This is a genomic window from Halosimplex carlsbadense 2-9-1 (assembly GCF_000337455.1).
Classification (GTDB): domain Archaea; phylum Halobacteriota; class Halobacteria; order Halobacteriales; family Haloarculaceae; genus Halosimplex; species Halosimplex carlsbadense.
In genome coordinates, this window is record NZ_AOIU01000043.1 from 1 (window position 1) to 23,894 (window position 23,894).

Sequence of the window (23,894 nt, forward strand, 5' to 3'; positions counted from 1 at the left end):
ATGCAATGCATTGAGTATTTCCAACGACTCGAAGCTGAAGGGCAAGGATGGGAGCTAGAATCCAGAACGCGAGAAGAGATAGAGGAAATCGAGTCTGGAAAAGGCTCCTCATCACTGTACGCAAAGCGAACGGCCATCCTCAACAATTTGTACGGAGTCGATATCGACGAGGGCGCTGTGGAGATCTGCAAGCTCAGACTCTGGTTGTCGATGGTCGCTGATATCGAGGATGAACCAGACGAGGTGGAGCCGCTCCCCAACATCGATTTCAATGTACGACAGGGCAACAGCCTAATCGGTCAACTCGATACGGACATCGAGAGTAACGAAGACGGAGACAGCGATCTCGATTCTTGGGAGGTGAAAACCCGTTTTGAAGACGTGAAAGAGGCCATCAAGAAACACAAGAAAGCGGAGACCAGTGTTGAAGCTCAAGAATGGCGGAAGGAGGCAGAAAACAGAATAGAGGAACACCGGGACAAATTTGACGAAATCCTTCGGCGAGAATTCCAAGACGCTGGCTTTGACGACATAACGATCGAGGAAATTCGGGAGTGGACCCCCTTCCACTGGCCGTTGGAGTTCGCCGACGTCTTCGAGAAAGGTGGATTCGACGTGTTCATCGGGAACCCACCGTGGGATATGCTCTACGCGAATCGCGACGACTTCTTCATCCGCTACGATGAGCAGTTCCGTACCTATCCGTCGGAGGAAAAAGACGGTGTGATGGAAGACCTCCTCTCAGACCCCGAAGTTGCGTGGGAATGGGAGGACTACAAGGAATCGATGGAAACTCAGGCAGATTTCTTCACGCAGGGAGATGTCTACAAGCTCCAATCCCCGGTGGTGGGCGGTCGGACGATGCCTACAAAGAATGAACTTTCGGCTCTTTTTCTAGAGCGGGTCTTCAGACTCTCCAGAGACGGCGTGAAAGTGAGTCTGCTCCTCCCGGGGACTATCTTCGGGGGAGTGATGGGGAAAGACCTCCGAATGCATCTGCTGGACCACACGGACGTAGAGAATCTCATCGGGTTCGAGAACAAGGGTATCTTCGGGGCCATCGACGATAGATACCGGTTCGCGATTCTGACGTTCGAATATGGGGGGAAGACATCAGCTCTTCGGGGGATATTCAACCAACGTGACATGGATATAGTCTACCGGATCGAAAATGAGGCAGTCAACATCCCGCGCGACGTACTTGTCAGTTATTCTCCAGAGGGAGGAATCTTCCCATCCATCACCTCGCAGATCGAAGTAAGCGTCTTGGAGAAGGTAGTTGAGCAGCCTTCCTTGGGTGAAGATTTAGAGGGGACTTGGACAGTTGATATGCTCACTAAGGAGTTCGTTGAATCGACTGATAAGGATAGGCTTCAGACATCGCCGGGGGAGGCCGACTATCCCGTCTACGGCGGCAAAAATATCCACCAGTTCCAGTACGATAATACCCACACAGATGCGTTAGATGGACCGCAGTACTGGAGTCGGGGGATGTACGATTCACCGAATAGTGCTCAGTATCGTGTTCGAGAGAAGAAATTCAACAGAGGTGATCTCAAACGGGCAATCTACGACGCCTTTGGAGGTTCAGAGACGAGCAAGTCTCAAGTTCAATTCGTAGATGAACTACTCGAAGAACACCGTGGTCACGGGCTTGAGGAAGAAGATGTCCTGCTCGATTGTACTGAATACCGAATCGGCATTCGAGACGTTTCTCGCTCCCGGGACGAGCGGACGATAATAGCTACGGTACTTCCGAAGGACGTCATCTGTCTCCACACCATTAACACGTTCAAGCCGTTCGCTATTGAGCCGGAAGAGGAACACCTCACAGAGTCCCCACTTCGGTCACCCTACGTCCGGCGATTCACGAATCAAGAACTCTTCGTGGCAACGGGGCTCCTGAACAGCATTGCGTTCGATTTCCTGATGCGGACCAAAGTCGAGACGCACATCGTCAAGCGCGAGCTATTGGAATCCCAGCTACCACGGCTCACCGACGGAGATGACTGGTTCCATTATATCGCTGAACGAGCGGCCCGATTGAACTGTTACGGGAAAGAATTCAAAGAAATGCGTGAGCGACTCGGTGGAATCGAGGCAGCGGTAGAAGACCAAGAACGTAGAAAATTACAGGCTGAACTCGACGCGGCCGCATTCCACGCGTATGGCCTGGAACGTCGTGACGTGAAGTTTGTCCTCGACGACTTCCATCGCGTTGAGAATCCGAAGCTGATGGACGAGATGTACTTCGATCGGGTCTTGGAAAAATATGATCTGCTGGATCAGAAGGGGCCCCTACCGTAGCTCCCGAATCACTGTCCGACAACCCCCCAGCACACGAGCTTCGCTTGAACATCACTCTCCCCCATCAGTTTTGTCTGGTATTCAGTGGAGGCTTCGACATTCTCTTCTAAGAACTCCTCAAGCTGACTGAGGAACTCCACAGTCGGCCACTCTGGGAAAGAGTCGTATTGCTCGTCCTGGCGGAAGATCTCGCGTAGAATTCGGTCTTCATCGGTGTTCGCCAGCTTTACCTCCTGCAACCGCTCTTCGATGTCGTTCGCCCATTCTCCTAGCGTCTCGAACTCTTCGATAGGAGCCGGCTCATCGCCGTAATTCGGCTGAACGTAGCGGCTGATGAAATCGAGGAGCGTCTCCTGTTCCTTCGAGAAGGCTTCACCTTGTTTGAAAGCTCCCTCAACCTGGCCTTCTCGAATCACCTCAAGACGCTCGTCAAGCACTGCTTGAATCTCCTCACGGTTCGACAACACCGTATCTGGGTTTCCGGTGATCGGTTCGCCGTCAACTGAAGGGTCAATGTTGAGCGTACTCACGGGGCGCTCTTTGACTTCATCGGCGAAGGGCTTGTAGTAGAAAGCACGACGGACGCGTCCAAGCGGGGACTCGTGATCATCATCGTCGAACCACAGGTGAGCAAGGGCGAACACGCCCGGCCGGGGGCCGGCATCGTGGTCAGTTACATTCGTGTAGAGGAATTCCCGCTCTTCAGGCGGGTCGTCGAAGAAGTCCTCAGCGTACTCAAAGTCTTCCGCGGTCAGATCGTAATCCTCGTTTAGTTCTCGCTTCAGAAGATACCGTTCGAACGCAGCGTGTTCATTGCTGCCAGCATTGCGGAGGAGCGGATTCTTACTCGTGTCGTCGAGTTCATTCACGTCGTCAATTTCACGGGACTTCTGGAGGGAGTCCTCGATTTCATCTACCTGCAATTCCCCGATCGTCTTCTCCGTGTCCACACCTGTCTTTTCCAGAATCTGGTCTTCGTTCGGGTCAAGGATATTGTTCTCCTTCCCGACGATGAGCGCGATATCGTTGATTTTTGCTTGAAGCCGTTTCAGGAGCTTAATGGCCGCCTCGATGTCGCCGTCGGGGTAGAAGTTGTGAACGTGTTTCTCGGCGGTACTCCCGATCCGGTCGACCCGCCCGACACGCTGGACAATCCGCATCGGGTTCCACGGCAAGTCGTAATTGACAACCACATGAACGTCCTGAAGATTAACCCCTTCACTCAGCGTGTCAGTGGCCACTACGTACTGTAGTTCTGAGTCCCCCGACTCGGCGAGCGTTTGCTGATAACCTGACGCCTCGGGGGCAAAGCGTTGAATGATGTCCTGCTTATTCTCGTCACCACCCTTGACGACGGCACTGTTCGCCTCTGTGAGTGGTGAGTCCGCGTTGTCACAGAGGGTTCGATAGACGTAGTCTGCAGTTGCCCGATACTGCGTGAAGATGAGCACCTTCTGATCGTGACTAGTAAGGACATCTGCAAGTCGGTCGATCTTTGGGTCGCGGAACTCGCGGAGTGAAAAGACGGCCTCATAAAAGTCGCGTGTGGCAAGGTCGACTTCGCTCAGATCACTATTCGGGTAGAGAATCGGATTCGTCTCTTCTTCAGGAATATCTGGGAGGACACCAGCGTCGTGGTCAGCGAGCCATTGCCGCGTGGAAACCGCATAATCGCTCACATCACCCGCATCACGGGCGACATCACCGATGAACTGCGAGAGGAAATACGAGAGAAGGGTGAGGTCCTCTCTGATGTACGTCTTCACCTCGCCGATGGTGGCGTCTGCCAGTTCATCTCCCTCGGTATCAGCTCCTTCTTCCGATTGAATAGCGGTGGTATCGAAACCGAATTCTTCGAGTGTTTGTTCGAGATCTTCAGTAGCGTCTGCTCCTTCGACAAAGTCACCGATTTCAGAGTCATTCCCCTCCCGAACAGTTCGGAGCATATCGATGTCTTCGTCCTCGGGGAGTTCATCAAGAAGGCCGAGGAGCTGGCGTTCACTCTGATGCAGCGTCTCGATCGACTGGACGAACGCGTACGTAGAGGACTCGAGCCGTTTGAGGAGGTTCAGCTTGTAGAGAGCTTTCAGCGTGCTCCCTGCTTTCGGGTTTTTGACTGTGATGTGGGGTAAGTGGAGGGCATCCATCACGTCGGGAAGCATCCGATATACTGGCTGGTAGGCCGCCGGAAGGGAGTACTGTTGCTTGTTGAGTTTCGGCGGCTTGAAGCTCATTTCGAAGTCTTCGCTGTCCTGAATCTGGTCTTTGACGTGTTTGCGCGTCCGGAGAACCATCACTTCGTTCAGGATATTCGAAATCTCAGAGGAGTGTCGCTGGAGCTGCTCGGTGATTTCTTGTTGTTCGTCGTCGCCGACCTCCTCTTTCCCGGCTGCGATGCGTTTTCGCGTCTCCGAGAGTTCGATATATTCGTCGAACGCATCAAAGTCGAGTGACGCCTTGTTCCGAAGTTCCTCCGGGCTGGTGAACAAGCTGATGAGGTTCTTCAGATCAGTAGCGCTGTTATTGATCGGGGTCGCGGTCAACATAATCATCGTCTTTCCGCGAAGCTGCCTGAGATTCGCGTGTCGCCGCGTCCCCTTGTAGTCGTCATCGTGGTCCGGGTTCGGTCGCCACCTCCCGTAGTTCCGGAACCGGTGAGCCTCGTCGATAAGCAGGACGTCGAACTCGCCTTTGAGGTCCTGTACCTCGTCATAGGAGAGATTCTGGAACTTGCTGATACTCATCACGTCGAGGTGCGTGCCGTCCACCTCTAACCCGAAGTACGGATTGCCATCTTCGTCGGTGTCGTCCTGGAGGAGGTCTCCCCACTGATCAGTCAGGTTGGCCGGGACAATGAGGAGACAGTGGTCGCCACGTTGGCGGTAGTCATGGAGGAGTTCACCGCCGATGAACGACTTTCCAAGGCCGACTGAGTCGGAGACTATGCACCCGTTGAATTGGGAGAGCTTCTCTTTCGCGCTCTCGTACCCGAGCTTCTGGAAGTAGTACAGTGGGCTGTCACGGATGTTGACGTTCCCACTCAGTTCGTCGAAGGCGAGCAGCTTGTAGAGCTCGAACGGTTCGAGATACGTGCCCAGCTCCTCAGATGACGTCTCCTGGTCGGACTCGTCCTCCTGCTGTTCCTTCCAGTCCTGGTACTCCTCGCTGTTCTCGATGATTCGGATGATCTCCTCACTGAACTCCTCGGCGTTGGCCCACTGGTTGTCGTACCACTCCTCGAACGCTTCGGCCTTGTGTCGATCCTGACTCGTGAGATTCAGCTCGATGTTGTTCTGATGGCCGCTCTTGGTGAAGTTCGAGGAGCCGACAACTGTAGCACATGGGCGGGTGTCTTCATCCCCGTCGTGTCCCCAATCTTCGTCATCTTCGAGTGGCGCTCGAAATGATGCACCCTTTGCGTGGAAGTAACCGTTTTCAGGATTTCGCACACGGATGCTCACCTCACCTTCGGCGATAAAGTCTCGTAGCCGGTCTAGTCGGCCGATCTGAGCGTTATTCAGCTCCGAGATGCTTTCTCTTACCTCCCTTTTGAGTTCCTCTTTGAGATTCTGCCCCTCACCGATTTCGTCAGCAGTTCCCCTATTCGTCTGACGCCCCATCAAAATCCGAAGCGGAGCGTGGCCGAGCTCATCGGGGTCAGCCAGGTTTTCAAGGTCTTCCCGGTAGAGGTCGAATCCTGAGAGATAAAAGTAGCCAGTTGCGATACGGCCTTCCTCGATTTGGGGAATGATCCGCTTGTAAGCGTCTTCTAGTGTTCTGTTGGCGTTATCGACAAGCGGAGGAAGTGAGAGCATCGTAATGTCGAGATGTATTCAGTACGCTAACTTAGTGTTTAGTGACCTCCCTACAGAGGTGACACCAGACAATATCCAATCAAACTGGCCGAAGATCCCGCCAGCGGACGTCAACAGTGTCACCATTAGCGAGTTTAACCCGAAAAAGATAGCCCTCTCGTTGATCATCAGTCACAGCTCCCGCATCGTCTGAGATGATCTCAACGACTGTTCCTCGACGTCCATGGAGGCGCTCGTGATCTGGATCTGTCTCGTCCGGGATATCGATTCGGACCGTGTCTCCAATATCGAATCGTTTCATAGTAGGTGTCATCAGCTCCGAATCCAAAATATCCCTATCGAACCAGCCATAACGGTTGCACCGATTATTAGCCCGACTATGGTCGGAGACGGCAGGGAATAGCCTGCACTCGTGAGCAAAGGACTTAGAACGAACCCGCCAGCGTATCCTCCGACAGTAAGATATCCAGCGGCGAGGAGACGGACAAACCACTGTTCGACAATCGTATGCGAGCGGTGATCTGGATCTTCATCAGGTCGCGACTCAACGATTTCCGGATCGGGCTTTTCCCGTTTGAGGTATCGCCATTCATCAAGATACATTCGGACAGGAAGGGCAGATTCGATTTGGTTGAGAATAGCATATCGGGCCTTGTTCAGCCGGCGATACGACTGTAAACTCTGATACCAAAAGTAACAGATCAGACTTCCAAATACAGAGGCGAATAGAACGATTGCAGCACTCGTAGTCGTCAAATTTCCTCGGGCGAGAGCGAAGAGTCCGGCTAGTATCGACGTCAAAATCAAGCCGAAAAATCGGTTCATCTGAACCCGCTGATTCGCAGTCTCGATTGCCATCTCCCCATAGTGGATGTATTGATCCATCAAGCGATCCGTCTCTTCGTCGTTCAGATTCGTTAACGGCCCATTCTCCACGGTATTGGGCTCAGCCGATTCAGCCGGGTCTCCCCCAGTAACCTCTTCGGGGTGTTCCGGCTCTGTTTCAGGCGTGTCTTTGTCCTCGGTATTTTCGCCAAGACTTACATTATTCGGCTCGCTCTCGCCAGAGGTCTCGTCAGTTGGTTCAGACATATTTCGCTAAGGTGTCGGCGAATGATGCTTTGTGCCATCCTAAGAATAGGGGACCGTAGAAACAGTTCAGTTCCAAACGCTGTTCGGTCGCCATTGCGCTTTCTGCGTAGTGCCTATACTGATTGATGAGCGTCTTATCACGCTCTGGCCGTCTGGATGAAGATCGTGTACTGCCATCCCTCTGTCTTGGGCCATACTCGACCGAGGGTGAATCATGCATGCTTCGCGATGGCGTTCACGATAGACTTCTGCCGCCAACCAACAATCTCATCGGCTTCCTCCTTTACCACAGCTGGAAGTCGCTCGTTCCCGTTCGGTCGCACACCGATAATAGGTTTCTCGAAATGGTCTGCCATCTCAATCTCCTCCTCGATCCACTCGCTGTGCGAGACGTACATCCCAGCGACGACGACAACCACATTTGCCTGCCCAACCTGCTGATAGAGCTGCTGACGAAGATCAGTCTTATCTTCAAACTCCATCGGATCGTCCTCTGGGACACTGAAGTTCTGCCAGTCCAGCCGATTTTCATCATCAAGGAACTCCTCGATGCGTTCACGCTGTTCGGAGTACTTCCACGAGTGACTCACAAACACCCGATACGGCCGATCTTCCAGAGGGAGACGCGGCTGCGTCGACGTGCCGGTCTCATCGATTGTTGAACCTGATGAAACTAGACCACCAAGTCCTTGAGCACCCTTGTATGTGAAATAGCCTGCCACTGCGGCAGCGATAATGAGTTCAGGGGCGTCGTGCCAAAGGTAACGAAGTGGATCATCGTGTGGATCATGTTCAACTTGTCCACCTTTCCAGTCGGCATATCCGGCGAGGAGGTCTTTTCCGAGATCGACGACATCCGGGTTTTGCTGGTTTGCGGTTGGAACTGATGTTGTATCGGAGCCGTCAGTAGTGTCCTCGAACAGGCCAGCAAACGGATCGTCTTCCCCGTTTGATTTGATAAGGGTATTCACGTCAAGGCTTCCGGTGGGGCTTTGCACCTCGACGGTTGGGGCGTTGGTGACAGGGTCGTTTTCGTTGGGTGTCACAGGCGATACATCGCAATTTGGATATTTAAACCCAAGGGGATATTTGCTATTCAGGAAGGTTCGTGTTTCCGTAAACTTCCGAAAAGCCACCACGATAGATTCCTTCCGGATCACCACAAAGAGAACCGGTATTCAACGATGGCCAATTGGTGAGATTTGCTTTCCGGAAACAACCCGGTCACGTATTTATGGCCTGGCGCAGAACCACTCACTTACTAACATAATGATCCGCGATGCTCGCGTACTCCGCGCCGGGTTCGTCCCTCGGGAAGTTGAGCATCGCGACGCCGAAGTCAACCACCTCTCTAGCGTCCTCGAGCCCATCACGAACGGAGAACCAGCCGACACAGCTATCGTCACCGGTCCCAGCGGCGCCGGCAAGACGTGCATCTCGCAATTTGTCACCGAACGCCTGCGTGAAGAGGTGCTCAACGTCGAGGCCACCTACGTCAACTGCTGGCGGAACTACACCAGATTCCGGACGCTCTACCAGATCCTCGACGACCTCGGCGCCACCATCGACATCCACCGGCAGTCAACACCCCACGACGAACTCGTCGACCGCCTCCAGCAGTACGAGGGCCCTCGAACAGTCGTCATCCTCGACGAGGTCGATCAGCTCGAAGACCCCAGCGTCATCTACGACCTCCACAGCCTCCCACAGTTCGCAATCATTTGCATTGCGAACAAGGAAGAGGAGCTGTTCAGCCGCGTCGACGACCGGCTCGTGAGCCGGCTGCGCTCCAGCGAGCACGTCCGGATGGACAAGTACCACGACGAGCAGCTGTACGACATCCTGAGTGCTCGGGCAAAATGGGGCCTCGACGAGGATGTCATCACCGACGACCAGCTCTATCGCATCGCCGACGCGGCCGCCGGCGACGCCCGCCTCGCAATCGGTGTCCTTCGGACAGCCGCTAGCAAGGCCGACCGAGAAAATCGCGAGCGAATTACTGATGACATCCTTCTCGACTCAGCCGAAGACGCTCGGGCCCAGATTAAGCAGAAGAGCCTCGATTCACTCACGCCACACCAGCGCGTCGTCTACGACATCGTACGTGAGCACGGCCCGCTTGGCCCGAGCGAGATTCACGACCACTATACGGAAGAGGTAGACGATCCCCGGACGAAACGGACAGTCCGGTCCTATCTCTCCAAAATGGCTCAGTACAACCTCCTCAAGGCAGAGGGTACGAGCCGGGATCGAGAATACGCGATCATTGAGTCACCGCCTGCTGCAACAACCACTTAAAATGTCCCAGAACATCGATACACTATGACCACACTTCCCACACTGTTCGAGACCTTCCTGTCAGAGATCCGCCCGCAGGACGAGCACAATGACGCCTACAAGGAGGGCCACGAAACCCTCCGCGATCACTTGCAGAATGACGATGACATCAACGAGTTCTACGTTGCAGACTTTCTACAGGGGAGCTACCGTCGGTGGACAGCACTCAGACCCCAAAAAGACGAGAAATCCGACGTTGACGTCGTCTTTGTCTCTGATGTCAGCAGTGATCTCGATACCGATGTTGCGCTAAGAAAATGCGAGCCGTTCCTAGATGAACACTATGAGGGGCAGTGGGAACCGAATGCGCATTCCTACAAGATCGAGGAAGAGGAGGTGGAAATCGACCTGGTCTTGACAGTAGCACCTAGCGAGGCAACACGTGAAGCCGTCAAATCACTGGGTTCAATGGACGTAGGTACAGCCCTGAGTCCAGACGACCTTTCGACCGTGGCGGAAGCCCTCAATATGTCGGCAGATGGCGACGACGAGTGGAAGAACGAACCGCTCAAGATCCCACATCGAGATGAGAACGAGTGGGAGAATACCCATCCCCTCGCGACTATCGCCTTCACCGTAAATAAGAACGATATCACGGATGGTCACTACGTAAACGTCGTCAAGGCCATCAAATGGTGGCGGCGAACGAAGACACCGGACGTCGAAGGACCGACAAGCTATCCCCTCGAACACCTCGTCGGCCAGTGCTGTCCTGATGATATCGACAGCGTCGCTGAAGGCGTGACAAGGACGCTCGAAGAACTCTCACGGCAGTTCAAGACCGACGCAATGGCTGAGGAAACCCCCGTCTTGCCGGCTCACGGGCTCCCGAGAACCCCCGAGAATAACGTCCTCAAACAAATCGACGGGAAAGATTTCGCGGCGTTCTACGATGAGGCCCAGGATGCCGCAGCGCTCGCGCGGACAGCACTGGATGAGGAGGACAAAGAAACATCGAGGGAGTACTGGTACCAGCTCTTCGGTGAGCAATTCCCTCCGTTCGGAAGTGACGACGACACTGACGATGAAGGGGAGAAAGCGATGTCAGTGGGGTCGTCTTCACAGGTAGAGGATCCATCTGACCACCAGTTCGCCGAGTCTGACAGCTGACGTATAAATGCCTCCCCACGAAATTACAGAAGCCGTCGCAGCTATTGCCGAACGGGACGGAGTCTCCGTCCTCAAAGACGCATATCGAGACGATAGCAACGGGCGGTGGATCGTTAAAATCCGACTGTGTCTCGACGACTTAGAACCCCATCCGGACGTGCCACGCGAGACGGACTGGTATCTCCATCTACGGGATACGTACCCCGCCGGTTCAATTGGGATCTACCCTGCGGATCAAGAAGAGAACACCATTACCGCCACATTCCCCCACCAGAAGCTGAACGTGGCTGGGAGCGACGATACCCCGTGGCGACGAGGCGATATCTGTGTTGCTCGGTATGGGCACACCCTCAGTCAAACGGGGGCCACCGGTGAACCCAGCACAAGCCGTGATCGACTCTGTTGGCATATGGACCGAGCAATGCGTTGGCTAAGTAATGCTGCGAAGGGGGAACTCCGGAAACCAGACGAACCGTTTGAAATTCCGGCTTTCGATACGAACTCGGCTTCGGCCCCGACCATCGCATTCAACGAGACGCAGGAGTCGTTCTCAGACTGGAGTGAGACGTATGGACAGTGGGGGACGGTCAATCTCCGCTCGTTGCCAACTGCTGAAGAGACATACGCGACTGGAACATTCAAAGACAGCGACGATGAAGTCGTCTATCGGCCACAATGGGGCGGATACGTCGATTCGAATCCTGATGTCTCTGTTTCCGGGGCGTGGGCACTATTAGAAGAGGTGCCGATTGAGCCCCCGTGGGAGGCCCCTGATGCGTGGGAAGATTTGGAAGGGTTTTTTGATGGGACTGAGACCGACCCGTACGAACTACGGGCAAATATCAAGCCCGTATTGGATGATGAACCGGTCAAGATTCTTCTAATCGGGTTCCCTATCCCAGCAACGGTCGACAGCGACCCCGAGATCATCTATTGGCAACCAATCGAGATACGGGAGTTCAAAGACCCGAATGACCTCTCCGGCGGATTTCGAGATACGGGAAAGGGGCCTGAGATAGCCGAACGGCGGGAGGCCGGAGAGGAACAGATTCGGTGGCTAGACTCGGACAACTGGTCGCATGAGCAGCTCACCAGACGCGGGCATATAACGGAGTGGTTTCTGGATCGCAACATCGTACTCATCGGAGCGGGAGCGCTCGGCAGTATGGTTGCCGAGAATCTCGTTCGAGCCGGCTGTCAGCAGTTTACCATCGTCGACAACGACACGTATGAGATCGGCAACGTGGCTCGCCACACACTAACAATCGATGAGGTGGGACGAAACAAGGCGACAGCAATCGCGGATCGGCTCGAATCCATTGCACCGTACGCCCAGGTCCTTGATGTGGATACTGCCTTTCCACCAAGCGGTGAGTTACCGGAGTCAATTAGAGAAGCGGAGGTAGTAATTGACTGTACCGCGTCACGAGGAGTTCGTCGCGCTCTTGATGCGATCAGATGGAATCACCCGGTCGTGTTTTGTTCTGCGGCTATGGGTCGGCGAGCGAACCGGTTGTTCTGCTTCACAGCTTACTCACATACCTTTCCGTACAGCGACTACAACGAAGCGTTCGATCCATGGCGGTTGCAAGAACAGATCGAATGGGACGAAGACGACGATGCCATCCCCGAGCGAGTCGGCTGCTGGCACCCAGCATCAGTTATCCGAACGGACCGGGTGATGACGTGGGCTGGGACAGTGACACGACTTCTCGATCAGGCGACGTCATTGAGCCTGCGCGAGAATCACTTCACCGTACTCGAGACCGGTAGTGACGACGAGCCGCCGACCATTTCACAGGCCACACCTCCCTTCCAAGACGGAACAGTATGGCGAGCACCGGAATCGCCAATTACCGTCCAGATTCCGGCCACGTGTCTTGAAGCGATGTATGAGCGCTGCCGAAAGGAACATCCCTGTGAGACGGGCGGTATTCTGGCTGGAACCGACCGTTTCGATGGTCCAGCACTGGTAGTTAATGCCCGCGACCCACCGCGGGACTCCATTCACGAACCAACTCGATTCCTCCGCGGAACCGACAAAGTCGAGGAGTGGCTCAAAGACACCAGGGAGAGCATCGGCATCGACTATCTCGGTGAATGGCACTACCATCCCGGCACTTCACCCGATATCAGTCGGGACGATCGGACTGCGATGAATGAAATCGCCAACGACGACGGCTACGACTGTCCGCATCCGCTCCTCTTCATCGTTGGTCAGGACGAAGAAGGTCAATTCACGATCAACGCCTATCTCTTCCACGATAGTAAGGAATACGAGCAGTTAGAACGGATTGACAACCCAGATGCTGCTTCAACTCTCAACGTCGGTGACGATATATGACTGATCCAACTGGCCGTGTATTTCTCAGCTATAAGCACGAACAGACGGACGTCGCCAACTTCCTACAAACGGAACTGGAGCGACACGGGGTGCCGATTTGGCGGGATATCTTCGATTTGAAGCCGGAACCACTCAGAGATGAGATTATTGACCAGTTGGAGAACCCGGAAACAGCCAGTGGTATTGCGCTCGTCAGTGAGGGCGTAGCCGACTCCGACATCATTCTCAACGACGAGTTGCCGGGGTTCAACAAACGATGGGACAGTGATGACGAGTTTTTCGTGGTCGTGGTGCCATGTCCCGAGATCAGCGTTGGAGAAGCGAAATCGATACTCAATGAGGCACCGATCCTCCACGACTTTTCCGCCTGGAAAATGCTCCCCCTAGAGGCGGCCACGTCTGACAAAGCTACAGATATCGTCCAGACCGTCTTATCAGAGCGGATCGAGCAGATAGATGAGTATTTACCGGATGGTGAGCCTCTCGAATGTTCACTTGACACCTACGAATCGCCGGCTCACGACATCGATCCAGCGATTGCTATTGACTGGTCAAGATCGTTCGAACATGGTCCACCATCCCAAGAAGTATGGAACCAGCATCTACTCCCGGCGTTAACCACGGTAACGGACAGTCTCATTCAAAACGCTTCGGGCCGCCCCCTCCGCTTCCGTGGTCGAACGCATCTTCCCGCTGCGTTCGCGGCCGGTTACTGTCTTCCAACCACACGTCGTATCCAAGCAACGTGGATGCAACCCACCGGCCCTGCCGCGATGACAGAATGGACACTCGATATCGACCAAGAGGAAAGCGGGTTAGAAGGAGATCTCCAGCGACAACCGAATCACGGATCGGAGCTGGCGGTGCTCGTCAACATCGCTGCCGATGTGCAACCAGAGATAGACCAAATGCATAACGACCTTCCGGATTTCAATGGTATTCTCAGATTAACACCGAAAGATGGGCCTGGTGTGGAATTGTCCCCGGCACAGGCAGCCCATGCTGCAGATGTTTTCCGTACCAAGGTACGAGACGCAATCAAAGAACTGCCAAAAACATCGACTATTCATCTCTTCATAGCTGGTCCGATGGGGCTCGCCTTTCTCTTCGGGCGAAACTCAAACACTCTTAGACCGATCCAGACCTACCTCTACAGCAAAGACGAGGGTCGATACTATCCCTCTGGTCGATTACAGAATAACTCACTTTCAGATGGCTCAGACACCGCCTCAGAAGATCAATAGTAAATCAGTGCCCACTACCAGAAGAGCATCGACTCGATCATGCCGCACCAGTGCGTCTTCTGCGAGGTGATTAAAGAACTGGTAGGTCGTGTTTTGTTGACCGAGAGAATGCACCCCCGTGATTTATTACTGCAGGAGCGATTATGTCCTACTATGAGCGCAAAAGGCCAGCTCCGTCGGTTCGAGAACAGGGCGCAGTTACTGCGCCATATCTCTGAGGAGACCGGCACGGACATCGACATGCTTTGGGACGAGTACGAAGCCCAAGTCGAATAGAGCTCTTTGCTGTTTTTGACGCGTGGGCGACGATACTGATCTCGACTTATCGTTCGCAATAGACGCAGAGACAGTTTCTCTGAGCCCTATCGGGGAATATCAGGTTCTCGATCTGGAAGGGCCGGTCGTCATCGTTGGAGATGCGTCGTACCGCGTCGTTCCGGTCGGTGAAGAATCAGACGCGTCAGAAGATGTCCGAGAACTTAGCGTCGACGAGATACGTGCTGCACTCAGCGAGCTCGCTGACAACGAGGACTTTCAGTCAATCGTAGACAATTGTCCGACGAATACGCCGCTCGTCTACGACGACATCGATTATTTGACTCGCCATCTCCCCACAACTTCGCTCCAGAAGTGCCAGAAGCTGAGTGAGAGCACTCCTTTCGAGAAGGAATTACTCCTCCAAGTTGCCTACGTAGAACGCCAAAACTCTCTCGTCGGGCACTCAGACAACGTCCTCGAGTATTATCTCGAACAGCGTGCTGAAATCGCTGAAAAACTCCGGTCCACCGACCAGTTCGACAGCGACGTTGAGCGGTCATTCTTTTCGTATCTACTCCTTGCCTCGGCACTCATCGAAGAGTTGACGACAGAAACGGTCCTCAACGAACTCTTTCGCGAGGAAGCTCGTCTCGACAGCATCACAGAGCACGTTCGGAGTATGGGGCACGCGAAGCGATTAGAGAAACTCTGTGATATCCAAATACTGACCGGGGGTGACCACGGATCGCTTGTTGAGGTCAAAGAACGCAGAAACAACCTCGTCCACGACGCGCAGAAACGTGCAGGCCTCGACGAATTCGAATCGCGTCGCGAAGTCGCACAGATCCTCGAACAGACTGATCGATGTGCGTCCGTCCTACTGACAATCTCGGGAAAGAACATCGAGTCAGTCATCGCGAAGCGGGGGTGTGAGCCATATATCGAACACGCTCAATCTGAGGCAGTAGCCGACACAATCACAACCTGGGAGCAGGAGAATCCAGAGCGCCTATCGAGACTTCGCAACTGTGAAAGAGCAACCCTCGAAGAGATTCGCTGGGATACCGAAGAGAGTGACCCTAGGAATAACATCACGGAGGGATTCACATTTGATGGATTTGATGACGAAGAGCTGTATGAGATACTGATAGAGTTCGTCGGTGATGCCTCACAGGCGTTCCTCGACCGGATTGATGCCGATGCGAACGAGAGCAATCTCGATCGCTTCGATTTCGCGTTGATGGTGCTGCTCTGTGCTGGTCACAGTTACGAGGAGATTGCCCGTTGGCTGGATACTGACGAAAAGTACGTCCAACGGAAGGAGAACGTGATAGCCTGGAGAGCTTCGCAGTTCGAGAAGGGTTTGGTAGAGAAGATCCCCCGCCCAGAGGGTCCAACATGGCCCTCGGACACAGCATCAGATGATCAGGATAGCTAGCTCGATAACAGACGGGTCATCGTCACATAGTACGTGCTGCTCTCTCAGCGGAAGGCACACTTGGATAGGACCGAGCGTAAGCATCTCGGAGACCGCCTCACGGGCAGAAGGTACCATCCAGGATCGAGAGTACTAGCTCGTTGATTCGGCAGCTGCGTCGCCGATGCAGTGACCGTGACCCCGTCAGCTATCAGGAACTGAACTCGCCGAGGCCCGATTGCTCGTGGTCCAGCGGGTCGATGACCTGGGGATCGTCGTTGCCGGGATTGTTGACCCGCGTCGAAATCTCGTAGGTGTCCAGATCGTCCTTCGGGTACGGCTGGCACAGTTCCTTGCGAGTGTCCGGATCTGCGGTGAGCCAGTCGGACTCGGTATCCTGCGGGAGGACGACAGGCATCCGATCGTGGATGGAGTTCATCAAGTCGTTCGGCTCCGTCGTGAGAATCGTGACGCACGAGATCGTCTCGTCCTCACCCTCCCAAACGTCCCAGAGGCCGGCCATCGCGAACGCGGGGTCGTCCTCGCGGTAAATCCGGTAGGGCTGTTTGGCCCCGCCGTTCGGTGCTTTCCACTCGTAGAAGCCCGACGAGGGGACAAGACAGGGGCGTGATTCCCACGCCCGCTCGAAGACTCGTTTCTCGTCGGCAGTCTCGGAGCGAGCGTTGATGATGCCCTCCTCGGGCTCGTCCGCCCAGAACGGAATCAGCCCCCAGTGGTAGGCGTCGATCTCGTCTGGAGCCTCGTTCGTGAGGATGTGTAGGTCGTCGCCCGGCGCGATATTGTACCGGGGTGTGTACCCGCCGTCCGTGACGACCTCGGCGTCGAAGCGAGCCTCGAGATCGGCCTGGTCGATGAAGAGGGAGTTTCGGCCGCACATACCGAGGAGTTCGGAGGGAAGCGTCTTCAACGTAATCGCACAGGAATCTCGATGTTAACCAACAGATTGTCCCGATGAGCCTGAGTTGTTGGTTAACGGCAAGGGACGGAGAATCTGGGAATGACAAACGGTACACCTAAACAAACGATAGAAGAGGCTACACTAACTACGCTCAAACAAAATGACCCACATTCTCGCCGTATCTGACTGGCGCTCTCAACCTATTGACGATCTCTACACCATGCTCGAAACTGTAGAACCAACTCCAGATCTACTACTGTATGCCGGTGATGACCTCTCACGTTTCAAAAACGCCGATACTGACACAGATCATCTTGCAGAACTTGCTTGCCTCACGAAGCACCAACAATCACTCTATGTCCGAGGAAACGACGACCTCCCCCCGTCAACCGGTCCGCAATTCGATTCGGAATTTACCACCGACCTCCACAGGACTCCATACACCTACGAGGATTTCGTGTTCATCGGTCAGGAAGGATCAACCCAGGGACCTGGTCTCATCACCTATACCGAGGACGACGTCCAGCGACACCTTTCCGAACAACGCGCCGCTTGTGAAGACAGAACTCCGATTCTTGTCACTCACACACCTCCCTTCGGCATTCTCGATATCGGGAAGCGATTCGGGCAACAACATATCGGGTCGAAGGCCGTCAGGAGCTTCATAGACGACATCCAGCCCCCAGTCACCGTCTGCGGTCATTGCCATCAATTCGGAGGCAGAGCTGAAACCCTCGAGTACGGCACGGTGATCAACATCGCGTCCCACGACGGAGTAGACGACCCTGGAAGGTACGCACTCATCACCATCGACGCCTCGAACGCGTCTATCGAGTACGAGTTTTACGACACTCGCCATCTGCTAGGAAGCCGGCTGACTGATCTCGTCCAGGTCGGGAGAAACCGAGTGGAACAGTTCAGTGAGTTAGGGATCACTAGCCCAGATGAGATTACCGAAGAACGGCGTTCCGAACTCGAAGCCCTCCCCGGAGCCTCGTCATGGCACGTGGACCGGTGGATTGCTCATCGACAGGCGTTCGAAAACGATGAGGTCGTGATTCTAAACAAGTCCGCCTTCGACGACCTTCACGATGCGGAACCTCTCCTCTTGGACATAGAGACGGACCTTCAGCAGGATCGGATCTGGCTGGTCGGCACCTACAGTTACCAGAACGATGCGTACCGACAATTCTTCGATCCGGACGACGAGTCAGCACTCCTTCAGGAGCTGTCTGAGTACCTTGATAATCATGGCTCTGAGCCAATCATCTACTACGGAGGGAACTACTTCGACGAACAGTGTCTTAGTCGAAGATTCGAGGAACACGGCATCCCTGAAGGGATCAATCATCTGGAGCGGGCACACGACCTCGGGATAACCGCACAACAGGAACTCTTCGGCCCCTTCAATCGGCATAAATTGGACGTCGTAGCAAGCGCGCTCGGCTTTGAATATCAAGACCCGACCGTCGATGGATTTGTCGTCGGGAGCAAGTACACACGATATCTCCTCGACGGCGAAGAGCCAGACTGGGATCAGCTCAAACAGTACAATAACGACGATGTGACCGCACTGAAAACAATCGTCGATCACATCAGATCGTAGGCTCGTATACTGATTTGCGAGGAAGTTTTCGTGAACTTGTACTGGAGGCGGAGAATATCCTTAACCAACAATTGGGCCGGGAGTACCCGAATCGTTGGTTAATCCGACGATACTATCCGCCTCCCACTCTGGAAACGTTCTCGGAAACGGTCGGACAATAGCAGAAATCAGCTGCCTGGGTTCGGTTCTACACACCTCTCAGCCCTTCCCTGAAACGCGGAAGCGCCACGCCGCGGCTTATCGGGAACGTAGACAACTAATCAGGTATGGGAGAACACTCAACATCGAACCGATTGGCGGTGGACCAGCCGACACGGGGCGCTGACCGCAATCGGTCCCTTGCGGACCAAGCTGATCCGGCTACGGACGAGATGCTGCTGCCACAGCTCGACGACGGCATCACGCTGCTCGATGTCGAGGGAGGCCGTGGCGTCCCGATCCTGCAGTCGCTCGTGCTCGACCACCTCCTCCTCAACGACGGACCCGCCTTCTGGGTCGACGCAAACGGACACGCGACGACGACGACACTCGCCCAGGTCTCCCCTAGCCAGCGGTTACTCAACCGGATTCACGTCGCACGTGGGTTCACCGCCTACCAGCACTACGGCGCCGTCTGTGATCTTCCGACGGCAGTAAACAAGTCGATCCGGACGTCCACCGCAGATTCCGGGGCGGCCGGTCGAGGGGAACCGAGTCGCGACGAGGACACGTCGCCCTACACGCCCGCCCTCATCGTCGCACCGGCCGTCGACGTCCAGTACCGTGCCGACGATACTCTCGGTGAAACCCACGCGAAAACCCTCCAGGCTCGAACGCTCGCCCGGTTAGCGACGTTCGCCGAGGGGTACGACATCCCGGTGCTCGTTACGCGAAACGAACGAAACGAATTCACCGAGCCAGTCGCGACGGTCGCCGACCACCACCTGGAGTGCAAGCAGACCCGAATGGGCCCACGGGTCGTCGGCGAGGACTTCGAGACACTTGTCTATCCCGTCGACGACGGCGCGTACTACCAGACGACGTTCGCATACTGGCAGCAGCTGCTCGCGGCACGCGCCACGCAGGTCGGCGTGGAACCGACGACGCCGGCGCCGTCGACGCCGACTCCGGAGGGTGTCGGGACGGGCGTCACCGCTGACGGTGAGACGGTGGCGGCCACCGCGGATCCCTTGCTCGATGCGTGGACGGCGAGCGGTACAGGAGGCCGATAGCAATGGGGCGCACGAACCCGACGTACCGGGATGCGCTCCGGGCCATCGAAGAGCGTTGGGCGGAGTTCCAACGGGCACTCCGTCGTCGAGACCAGCCGCGCTTCGACCGGCTGTTCGAGTACGCCCGCGAACACGCCGACGCGGGCGGGCTGTTGAACCACCAGAACCCGCTCCTGCCGGCGCTGCTCAGCATCGATCTCGAACAGGAGGCCCGCCTCGACGACCACGAGGAACGCCTCGAGGAGCTCGAAGCCGCGGTCGAGAAGAGAGAAGGGAACCACGAGAGGCGGTCACGCCACGACGATCACGACCAGGAAAGACAATAACGATACTCGAAATCCCATTTCACGATGCACTCGATCGGTCCCGTCGAATGATACCTACATCTCCGCGGTCCAGAGTTCTGTTAAGAGGAGGTCTTTGGATAGAGAGGCAAAATTTCTACTCAGAGACCATAGTCCTCTTTTTAAAGAAACACGTCTTAACCGATGTTCGCCCTGAGATCACCAGTCGACACTGGCTGTGAGATTCCACGTACTGTTTCGGTTGAATAGGGGTTTGATGTATGTCGCAGATAATCCCTTGAATTCATACTCTCGATCCTCAGACAATCCGTGGTTGTGGGTGAGATCACAGTACAACTCGTCGTAATTTGCTAACACCTCAATATGGTGTTCTGCTTCTGATTTAGACCGATCAGGTCCGCTAAGTTCCGATTTGAGATGAGAAAGGAGGTCGTCGTTGTTCTGTAATGGATTCTCGATAATAAGCCCGTTAACACTTGGGTCGTCGTAGTTCTCCTTGTCCGTAGTGATTTGTTCGGAGACAACTGGTGTGCTACCATCTGGTGCATTGAATCCGGTTCGCGGAAGATCGAATGCTGTGGCATTGAATAGTTCATTAAAACCAAAGGCGCGAGCCAACCGTTGATAGAGTGCTCCAGTGACGGGAACGCCTTCCGTGATGAACCGGAGTTCAACATTTGAAAGGACTTGTTTGTCACGGGATGCTCGGGGAAGTTCCGCCCTGATAAGCAAGTATTCGTCTTCGTAGGCGAGGTTGGCAATATAGATGAGGTGTCCATTCTTGTAGGTCGGAATGTCCTCATCAGCGAACCTGGCGTGGGCTTCTCTGACCGCCGTGGCAAGGTTAGCAGACCCCCGCCCGACGAGTGCCCCACCTAGCTGGTGAACGGTGAACCAAGACGTGCTGAGTCTTCCTACGTTGTGGAGTCTTGCCAATCGATCTGTGAACTCATCGACAGCCATATCATCCATCCGTGTTCGGATTTCCATTGAGTTCTCACCGAGGTGGAAAAACGGATGGAACGTCACTGAGTCATTGATGTCCGGTGAGTCCGTTCCCTGCGTTCGAATAAGCCGCGGCCCAAAGTCGTTGTAATCAGGACTTGGAAGAGTGACCTCTCCCCGCTGTTCGGGGAGATCTTGGACTCCATTCTCAAGGGTCTCAATATACGCTTCCTCGATTGTTTGGTCAGTCTGCTCTGCGTGCTCCTTGATTCTCCCGTGGATGGACCACGGAATATCAACGTTCGGCCTCATACATCAACATCATACCCCACATACCAGAAAAGTCTTTGGTCTGTATATACCCAGAGTATGGGCTTGGTTGGGGTCGGAAATAATGGCAAAATCTCTGGTGGTATGAAAGGCCGACATACGACCACCTCAAATCTAGTTCTTAACCAACAAATAATGCCAATATCCGGGGTTATTGGTTAATGCTCGCCAGTGATCCCGGAAATCATCCCGGAAGGGAAAGAGGACGGGCAAAACAACAGAAGAGATGGGTGTCAGAGGCGTTTTGATGCTAGTCGGTTGAAACTCGGAAACGACACGCTTCGGCTTATTAGACACGCAACCATCCAGTTCGGTAGAGGCGCAAGAGCCGTAGATGTCGTTCACTATCGACTTCCTAGACGACGGGCGCGTCCTCGAGTGGGACACTACCACCGACGGCGCCGTTATGACCGAGCGTGATGACTACACCCCCCGCTTCTACGTGGCTCCTCGTGATCCTGACGCTGACCTTACTCTCAGCGCACTCCAGTCAGTGTACGATCAGCACCCAGACGTCGTCGCGACCGAGATAGTTGCGCGACAGCCAGGCTTTCGGCGAGATAAGGAACCACTCCTTGCCGTCGACGTCGCCCACATCGATCGCGTCACCCCACTCGCCCGGCAGGCGCGCCAGCTGTCGGCCTATCCAGTCGGGGATCTCGCCTGCTTCAACGTCGACTTCTCGCGAGAGTTCCGATACTGTCTGGAGACCGGCGTCGATCCGACGCCGGCGAGCGAGCTGTCGACACTCCGGTTCAGCGTTCCGGTGACCGAAACGAGCAACGATGTCTATGGGGAGCTGTCCGTTGCCGGCGACACCGTCACCGGCTCGCCGACGGATATCCTGACCGCCGTCCAGGGGGCGCTCGACGCACACGATCCTGACGTCCTGGTCTGCTCGACGAGCGAGATCGTCCCAACCCTCCACGAGATGGCGACGGACGCCGACGTCGACGACTTCTCGCTGAGTCGGTGGCCGGATGTGGACTACCAACAGCTGGCGAGCCGGTCGACGTACTCGAGTTACGGTCGCGTCGGCCACTCGCCGGCGCGGTACAACGTGCCCGGCCGGGCGATCATCGACAAGTCGAACACGTTCTTCTACGGGGAGACGAACCTTGACGGCGTCCTCGACCTGGTCTCGCGCTCGAAAAAGCCCATCCAGGAACTCGCGTGGGCGTCGATCGGGAACGTGCTCACGGCGATCCAAATCTGCGAGGCCAACGACCGCGGCGTTCTCGTGCCGTGGAACTCCTGGCGTCACGAGTTCTACAAGCCGATGGGGACGCTCCACGACGCCGACCGCGGCGGCTTCATCTTCGCACCTGAGGTCGGCTTCCACGAGAACGTCCACGAACTCGACTTCACCTCGTTGTATCCGAACATCATCTGTACCCGGAACGTTTCGCCGGACGTCATTCGGTGTGACTGCCACAGCGACCGCGACGACGTCCCCGGCCTCGGGTACTCGATCTGTGACGACCGTGGCTACCTCGTCGATGTCCTCCAGCCGATCATCGACGCTCGCGACGAGATCAAGGCGGCCATCCGTCGCGAGAAGGAACGGGACGACCCCGACGAGGACCGACTGGCAGAACTCGAGGGGCGGTCGGGAGCGCTGAAGTGGATCCTCGTCGCCTGCTTCGGCTACCAGGGGTTCAGCAACGCGAAATTTGGCCGCATCGAGTGCCACGAAGCGATCAACGCGTTCGCTCGTGAGATTCTATTGACGGCGAAACAGCGGTTGGAAACCGGCGGCTGGCGCGTCGTCCACGGTATCGTCGACTCCATCTGGGTGACCCCGGACCCCGACGTCGACGACGATGACCGCGAGGACCTCGAGACGCTTGCGACGGAGATCACGGAGCGCGTGGAGATTCGGCTCGAACACGAAGATCACTACGACTGGGTGGCGTTCGTGCCGCAACGCGAGAGCGACGCCGGCGCGCTGACGAAGTACTTCGGGAAGGTCGCCGGCGACGACGACTTCAAGATCAGAGGCATCGAAGCCCGACAGCGCTCAACCCTACCGTTCATCGAGGACGTCCAGCGGGACTGTCTCGAACGGCTCAATGCCACGCGGTCACCGGACGCGGTGCTCGGATGTCTCGAGCGAGCGATCAATGAACTTCAGGCGGGCAACGTAGTAGTGGAGCGGCTCGTCGAACGAAATCGTGTCTCCAAGCCGCTGGAAGGCTACTCTCAGAATACTCAGAACGTGGCCGTCTTGAAACGGGCTCGCGACCAAAATCTGGCGATCCACCCGGGACAAGATATCGAGTACGTGGTCGTCGACGACGAGAAATCGTCGCGAGATCGGGTCGCCCTCGCCCACGAAGCGAGCGAGACCTACGACGCCTCGTACTACGAGACGCAGTTGGTCCGAGCTGTCGAGAGCGTGCTGTTGCCGCTTGGGTGGGATCGTACAGACATTCGACGGAGGCTCACGGAGACACGAGAGGTAGAGTTGACGGAGTTCACAGCGGCCCGGAACGACTAAATGAAGTCAGATATCACTTGAGGTGAGAAAAATCACAAGTGGGCGACGAGGTCGAATCCATTCACACTCTGGGGGGTGTTCCATAGAGCAAGACCCCCCAGAGTGTGAATGGAGGAAAATCAATCACACCGAGGGTGGACAACCTATATGTGAA

Annotated in this window: 17 protein-coding genes; 11 read left to right on the forward strand and 6 right to left on the reverse strand. The window is 55.4% G+C overall.

From position 1 onward, the window contains the following. A partial coding sequence (locus C475_RS18600) for an Eco57I restriction-modification methylase domain-containing protein (RefSeq protein WP_006885426.1) occupies positions 1–2,307 on the forward strand: 2,307 nt, incomplete at its 5' end. An 8-nt stretch (positions 2,308–2,315) separates the two neighbouring features. Here C475_RS18600 and C475_RS18605 read toward each other — a convergent pair. The 4 genes from C475_RS18605 to C475_RS24690 all read right to left on the reverse strand — a co-directional run bounded on the left by C475_RS18605 (position 2,316) and on the right by C475_RS24690 (position 8,260). Further along, positions 2,316–6,122 carry a helicase-related protein gene (locus C475_RS18605; RefSeq protein WP_006885427.1) on the reverse strand — a complete coding sequence of 1,269 codons (3,807 nt, stop codon included), beginning with the start codon at positions 6,120–6,122 and terminating at the stop codon, positions 2,316–2,318. 79 nt (positions 6,123–6,201) lie between these two features. After that, the gene (locus C475_RS25360; protein WP_006885428.1) at positions 6,202–6,423 is read right to left on the reverse strand and encodes a hypothetical protein; all 222 of its coding nucleotides are present in this window, start codon (positions 6,421–6,423) and stop codon (positions 6,202–6,204) included. Between the two features lie 11 nt (positions 6,424–6,434). After that, positions 6,435–7,214, reverse strand: a complete 780-nt coding sequence (locus tag C475_RS23390; protein WP_152436505.1) for a RipA family octameric membrane protein — start codon at positions 7,212–7,214, stop codon at positions 6,435–6,437. A 212-nt stretch (positions 7,215–7,426) separates the two neighbouring features. Next, positions 7,427–8,260: a TIR domain-containing protein gene (locus tag C475_RS24690; protein ID WP_204366188.1), complete on the reverse strand. Its 834-nt coding sequence runs from the start codon at positions 8,258–8,260 to the stop codon at positions 7,427–7,429. 223 nt (positions 8,261–8,483) lie between these two features. Between C475_RS24690 and C475_RS18615 the strand changes: the two genes are divergently transcribed. The 6 genes from C475_RS18615 to C475_RS18630 all read left to right on the forward strand — a co-directional run bounded on the left by C475_RS18615 (position 8,484) and on the right by C475_RS18630 (position 15,945). Beyond that, a complete protein-coding gene (locus tag C475_RS18615) occupies positions 8,484–9,512 on the forward strand; it encodes a Cdc6/Cdc18 family protein (protein WP_006885431.1) in 1,029 nt (342 codons plus the stop codon). 24 nt (positions 9,513–9,536) lie between these two features. Then, positions 9,537–10,661, forward strand: a complete 1,125-nt coding sequence (locus C475_RS18620; RefSeq protein WP_006885432.1) for an SMODS domain-containing nucleotidyltransferase — start codon at positions 9,537–9,539, stop codon at positions 10,659–10,661. Between the two features lie 421 nt (positions 10,662–11,082). Next, entirely contained in the window at positions 11,083–13,005 is a 1,923-nt protein-coding gene (locus tag C475_RS18625; RefSeq protein WP_204366189.1) for a ThiF family adenylyltransferase, read from the forward strand. After that, positions 13,002–14,249 carry an SAVED domain-containing protein gene (locus C475_RS22520; RefSeq protein WP_152436506.1) on the forward strand — a complete coding sequence of 416 codons (1,248 nt, stop codon included), beginning with the start codon at positions 13,002–13,004 and terminating at the stop codon, positions 14,247–14,249. The genes C475_RS18625 and C475_RS22520 overlap by 4 nt, the downstream gene beginning before the upstream one ends. 153 nt (positions 14,250–14,402) lie before the next feature. Then, positions 14,403–14,525, forward strand: coding sequence for a hypothetical protein (locus C475_RS25195; RefSeq protein ID WP_268869922.1), 123 nt, complete (start codon positions 14,403–14,405; stop codon positions 14,523–14,525). A gap of 22 nt (positions 14,526–14,547) precedes the next feature. Beyond that, on the forward strand, positions 14,548–15,945 hold the full coding sequence (locus C475_RS18630) for a synaptonemal complex protein 1 (protein ID WP_006885435.1): 1,398 nt from the start codon (positions 14,548–14,550) through the stop codon (positions 15,943–15,945). Between the two features lie 190 nt (positions 15,946–16,135). Here the strand turns inward: C475_RS18630 and C475_RS18635 are convergent, their stop codons facing one another. Beyond that, on the reverse strand, positions 16,136–16,822 hold the full coding sequence (locus C475_RS18635; RefSeq protein WP_006885436.1) for an SOS response-associated peptidase: 687 nt from the start codon (positions 16,820–16,822) through the stop codon (positions 16,136–16,138). 181 nt (positions 16,823–17,003) lie between these two features. Between C475_RS18635 and C475_RS24695 the strand changes: the two genes are divergently transcribed. From C475_RS24695 to C475_RS18655, 3 genes are all read left to right on the forward strand, one after another. Next, the gene (locus tag C475_RS24695) at positions 17,004–18,449 is read left to right on the forward strand and encodes a ribonuclease H-like domain-containing protein (RefSeq protein ID WP_204366190.1); all 1,446 of its coding nucleotides are present in this window, start codon (positions 17,004–17,006) and stop codon (positions 18,447–18,449) included. A 371-nt stretch (positions 18,450–18,820) separates the two neighbouring features. Next, positions 18,821–19,660, forward strand: a complete 840-nt coding sequence (locus tag C475_RS18650; protein ID WP_006885439.1) for a hypothetical protein — start codon at positions 18,821–18,823, stop codon at positions 19,658–19,660. 2 nt (positions 19,661–19,662) lie between these two features. Then, complete coding sequence (locus C475_RS18655) at positions 19,663–19,986, forward strand: hypothetical protein (protein ID WP_006885440.1); 324 nt, start codon at positions 19,663–19,665, stop codon at positions 19,984–19,986. Between the two features lie 177 nt (positions 19,987–20,163). Here the strand turns inward: C475_RS18655 and C475_RS22525 are convergent, their stop codons facing one another. Beyond that, on the reverse strand, positions 20,164–21,222 hold the full coding sequence (locus C475_RS22525) for a hypothetical protein (protein WP_082223362.1): 1,059 nt from the start codon (positions 21,220–21,222) through the stop codon (positions 20,164–20,166). A 352-nt stretch (positions 21,223–21,574) separates the two neighbouring features. Here C475_RS22525 and C475_RS18660 point away from each other — a divergent pair, with 352 nt between their 5' ends. Then, positions 21,575–23,740, forward strand: coding sequence for a type B DNA-directed DNA polymerase (locus C475_RS18660; RefSeq protein WP_006885441.1), 2,166 nt, complete (start codon positions 21,575–21,577; stop codon positions 23,738–23,740). Positions 23,741–23,894: the final 154 nt, after the last annotated feature.

Coding starts and splice junctions, on each gene's coding strand:
- C475_RS18605 (WP_006885427.1), bottom strand. CDS start 6,122: ATGCTCTCACTTCCTCCGCTTGTCGATAACGCCAACAGAACACTAGAA.
- C475_RS25360 (WP_006885428.1), bottom strand. CDS start 6,423: ATGAAACGATTCGATATTGGAGACACGGTCCGAATCGATATCCCGGAC.
- C475_RS23390 (WP_152436505.1), bottom strand. CDS start 7,214: ATGTCTGAACCAACTGACGAGACCTCTGGCGAGAGCGAGCCGAATAAT.
- C475_RS18615 (WP_006885431.1), top strand. CDS start 8,484: ATGATCCGCGATGCTCGCGTACTCCGCGCCGGGTTCGTCCCTCGGGAA.
- C475_RS18620 (WP_006885432.1), top strand. CDS start 9,537: ATGACCACACTTCCCACACTGTTCGAGACCTTCCTGTCAGAGATCCGC.
- C475_RS18625 (WP_204366189.1), top strand. CDS start 11,083: ATGCGTTGGCTAAGTAATGCTGCGAAGGGGGAACTCCGGAAACCAGAC.
- C475_RS22520 (WP_152436506.1), top strand. CDS start 13,002: ATGACTGATCCAACTGGCCGTGTATTTCTCAGCTATAAGCACGAACAG.
- C475_RS25195 (WP_268869922.1), top strand. CDS start 14,403: ATGAGCGCAAAAGGCCAGCTCCGTCGGTTCGAGAACAGGGCGCAGTTA.
- C475_RS18635 (WP_006885436.1), bottom strand. CDS start 16,822: ATGTGCGGCCGAAACTCCCTCTTCATCGACCAGGCCGATCTCGAGGCT.
- C475_RS24695 (WP_204366190.1), top strand. CDS start 17,004: ATGACCCACATTCTCGCCGTATCTGACTGGCGCTCTCAACCTATTGAC.
- C475_RS18650 (WP_006885439.1), top strand. CDS start 18,821: ATGCTGCTGCCACAGCTCGACGACGGCATCACGCTGCTCGATGTCGAG.
- C475_RS18655 (WP_006885440.1), top strand. CDS start 19,663: ATGGGGCGCACGAACCCGACGTACCGGGATGCGCTCCGGGCCATCGAA.
- C475_RS22525 (WP_082223362.1), bottom strand. CDS start 21,222: ATGAGGCCGAACGTTGATATTCCGTGGTCCATCCACGGGAGAATCAAG.
- C475_RS18660 (WP_006885441.1), top strand. CDS start 21,575: ATGTCGTTCACTATCGACTTCCTAGACGACGGGCGCGTCCTCGAGTGG.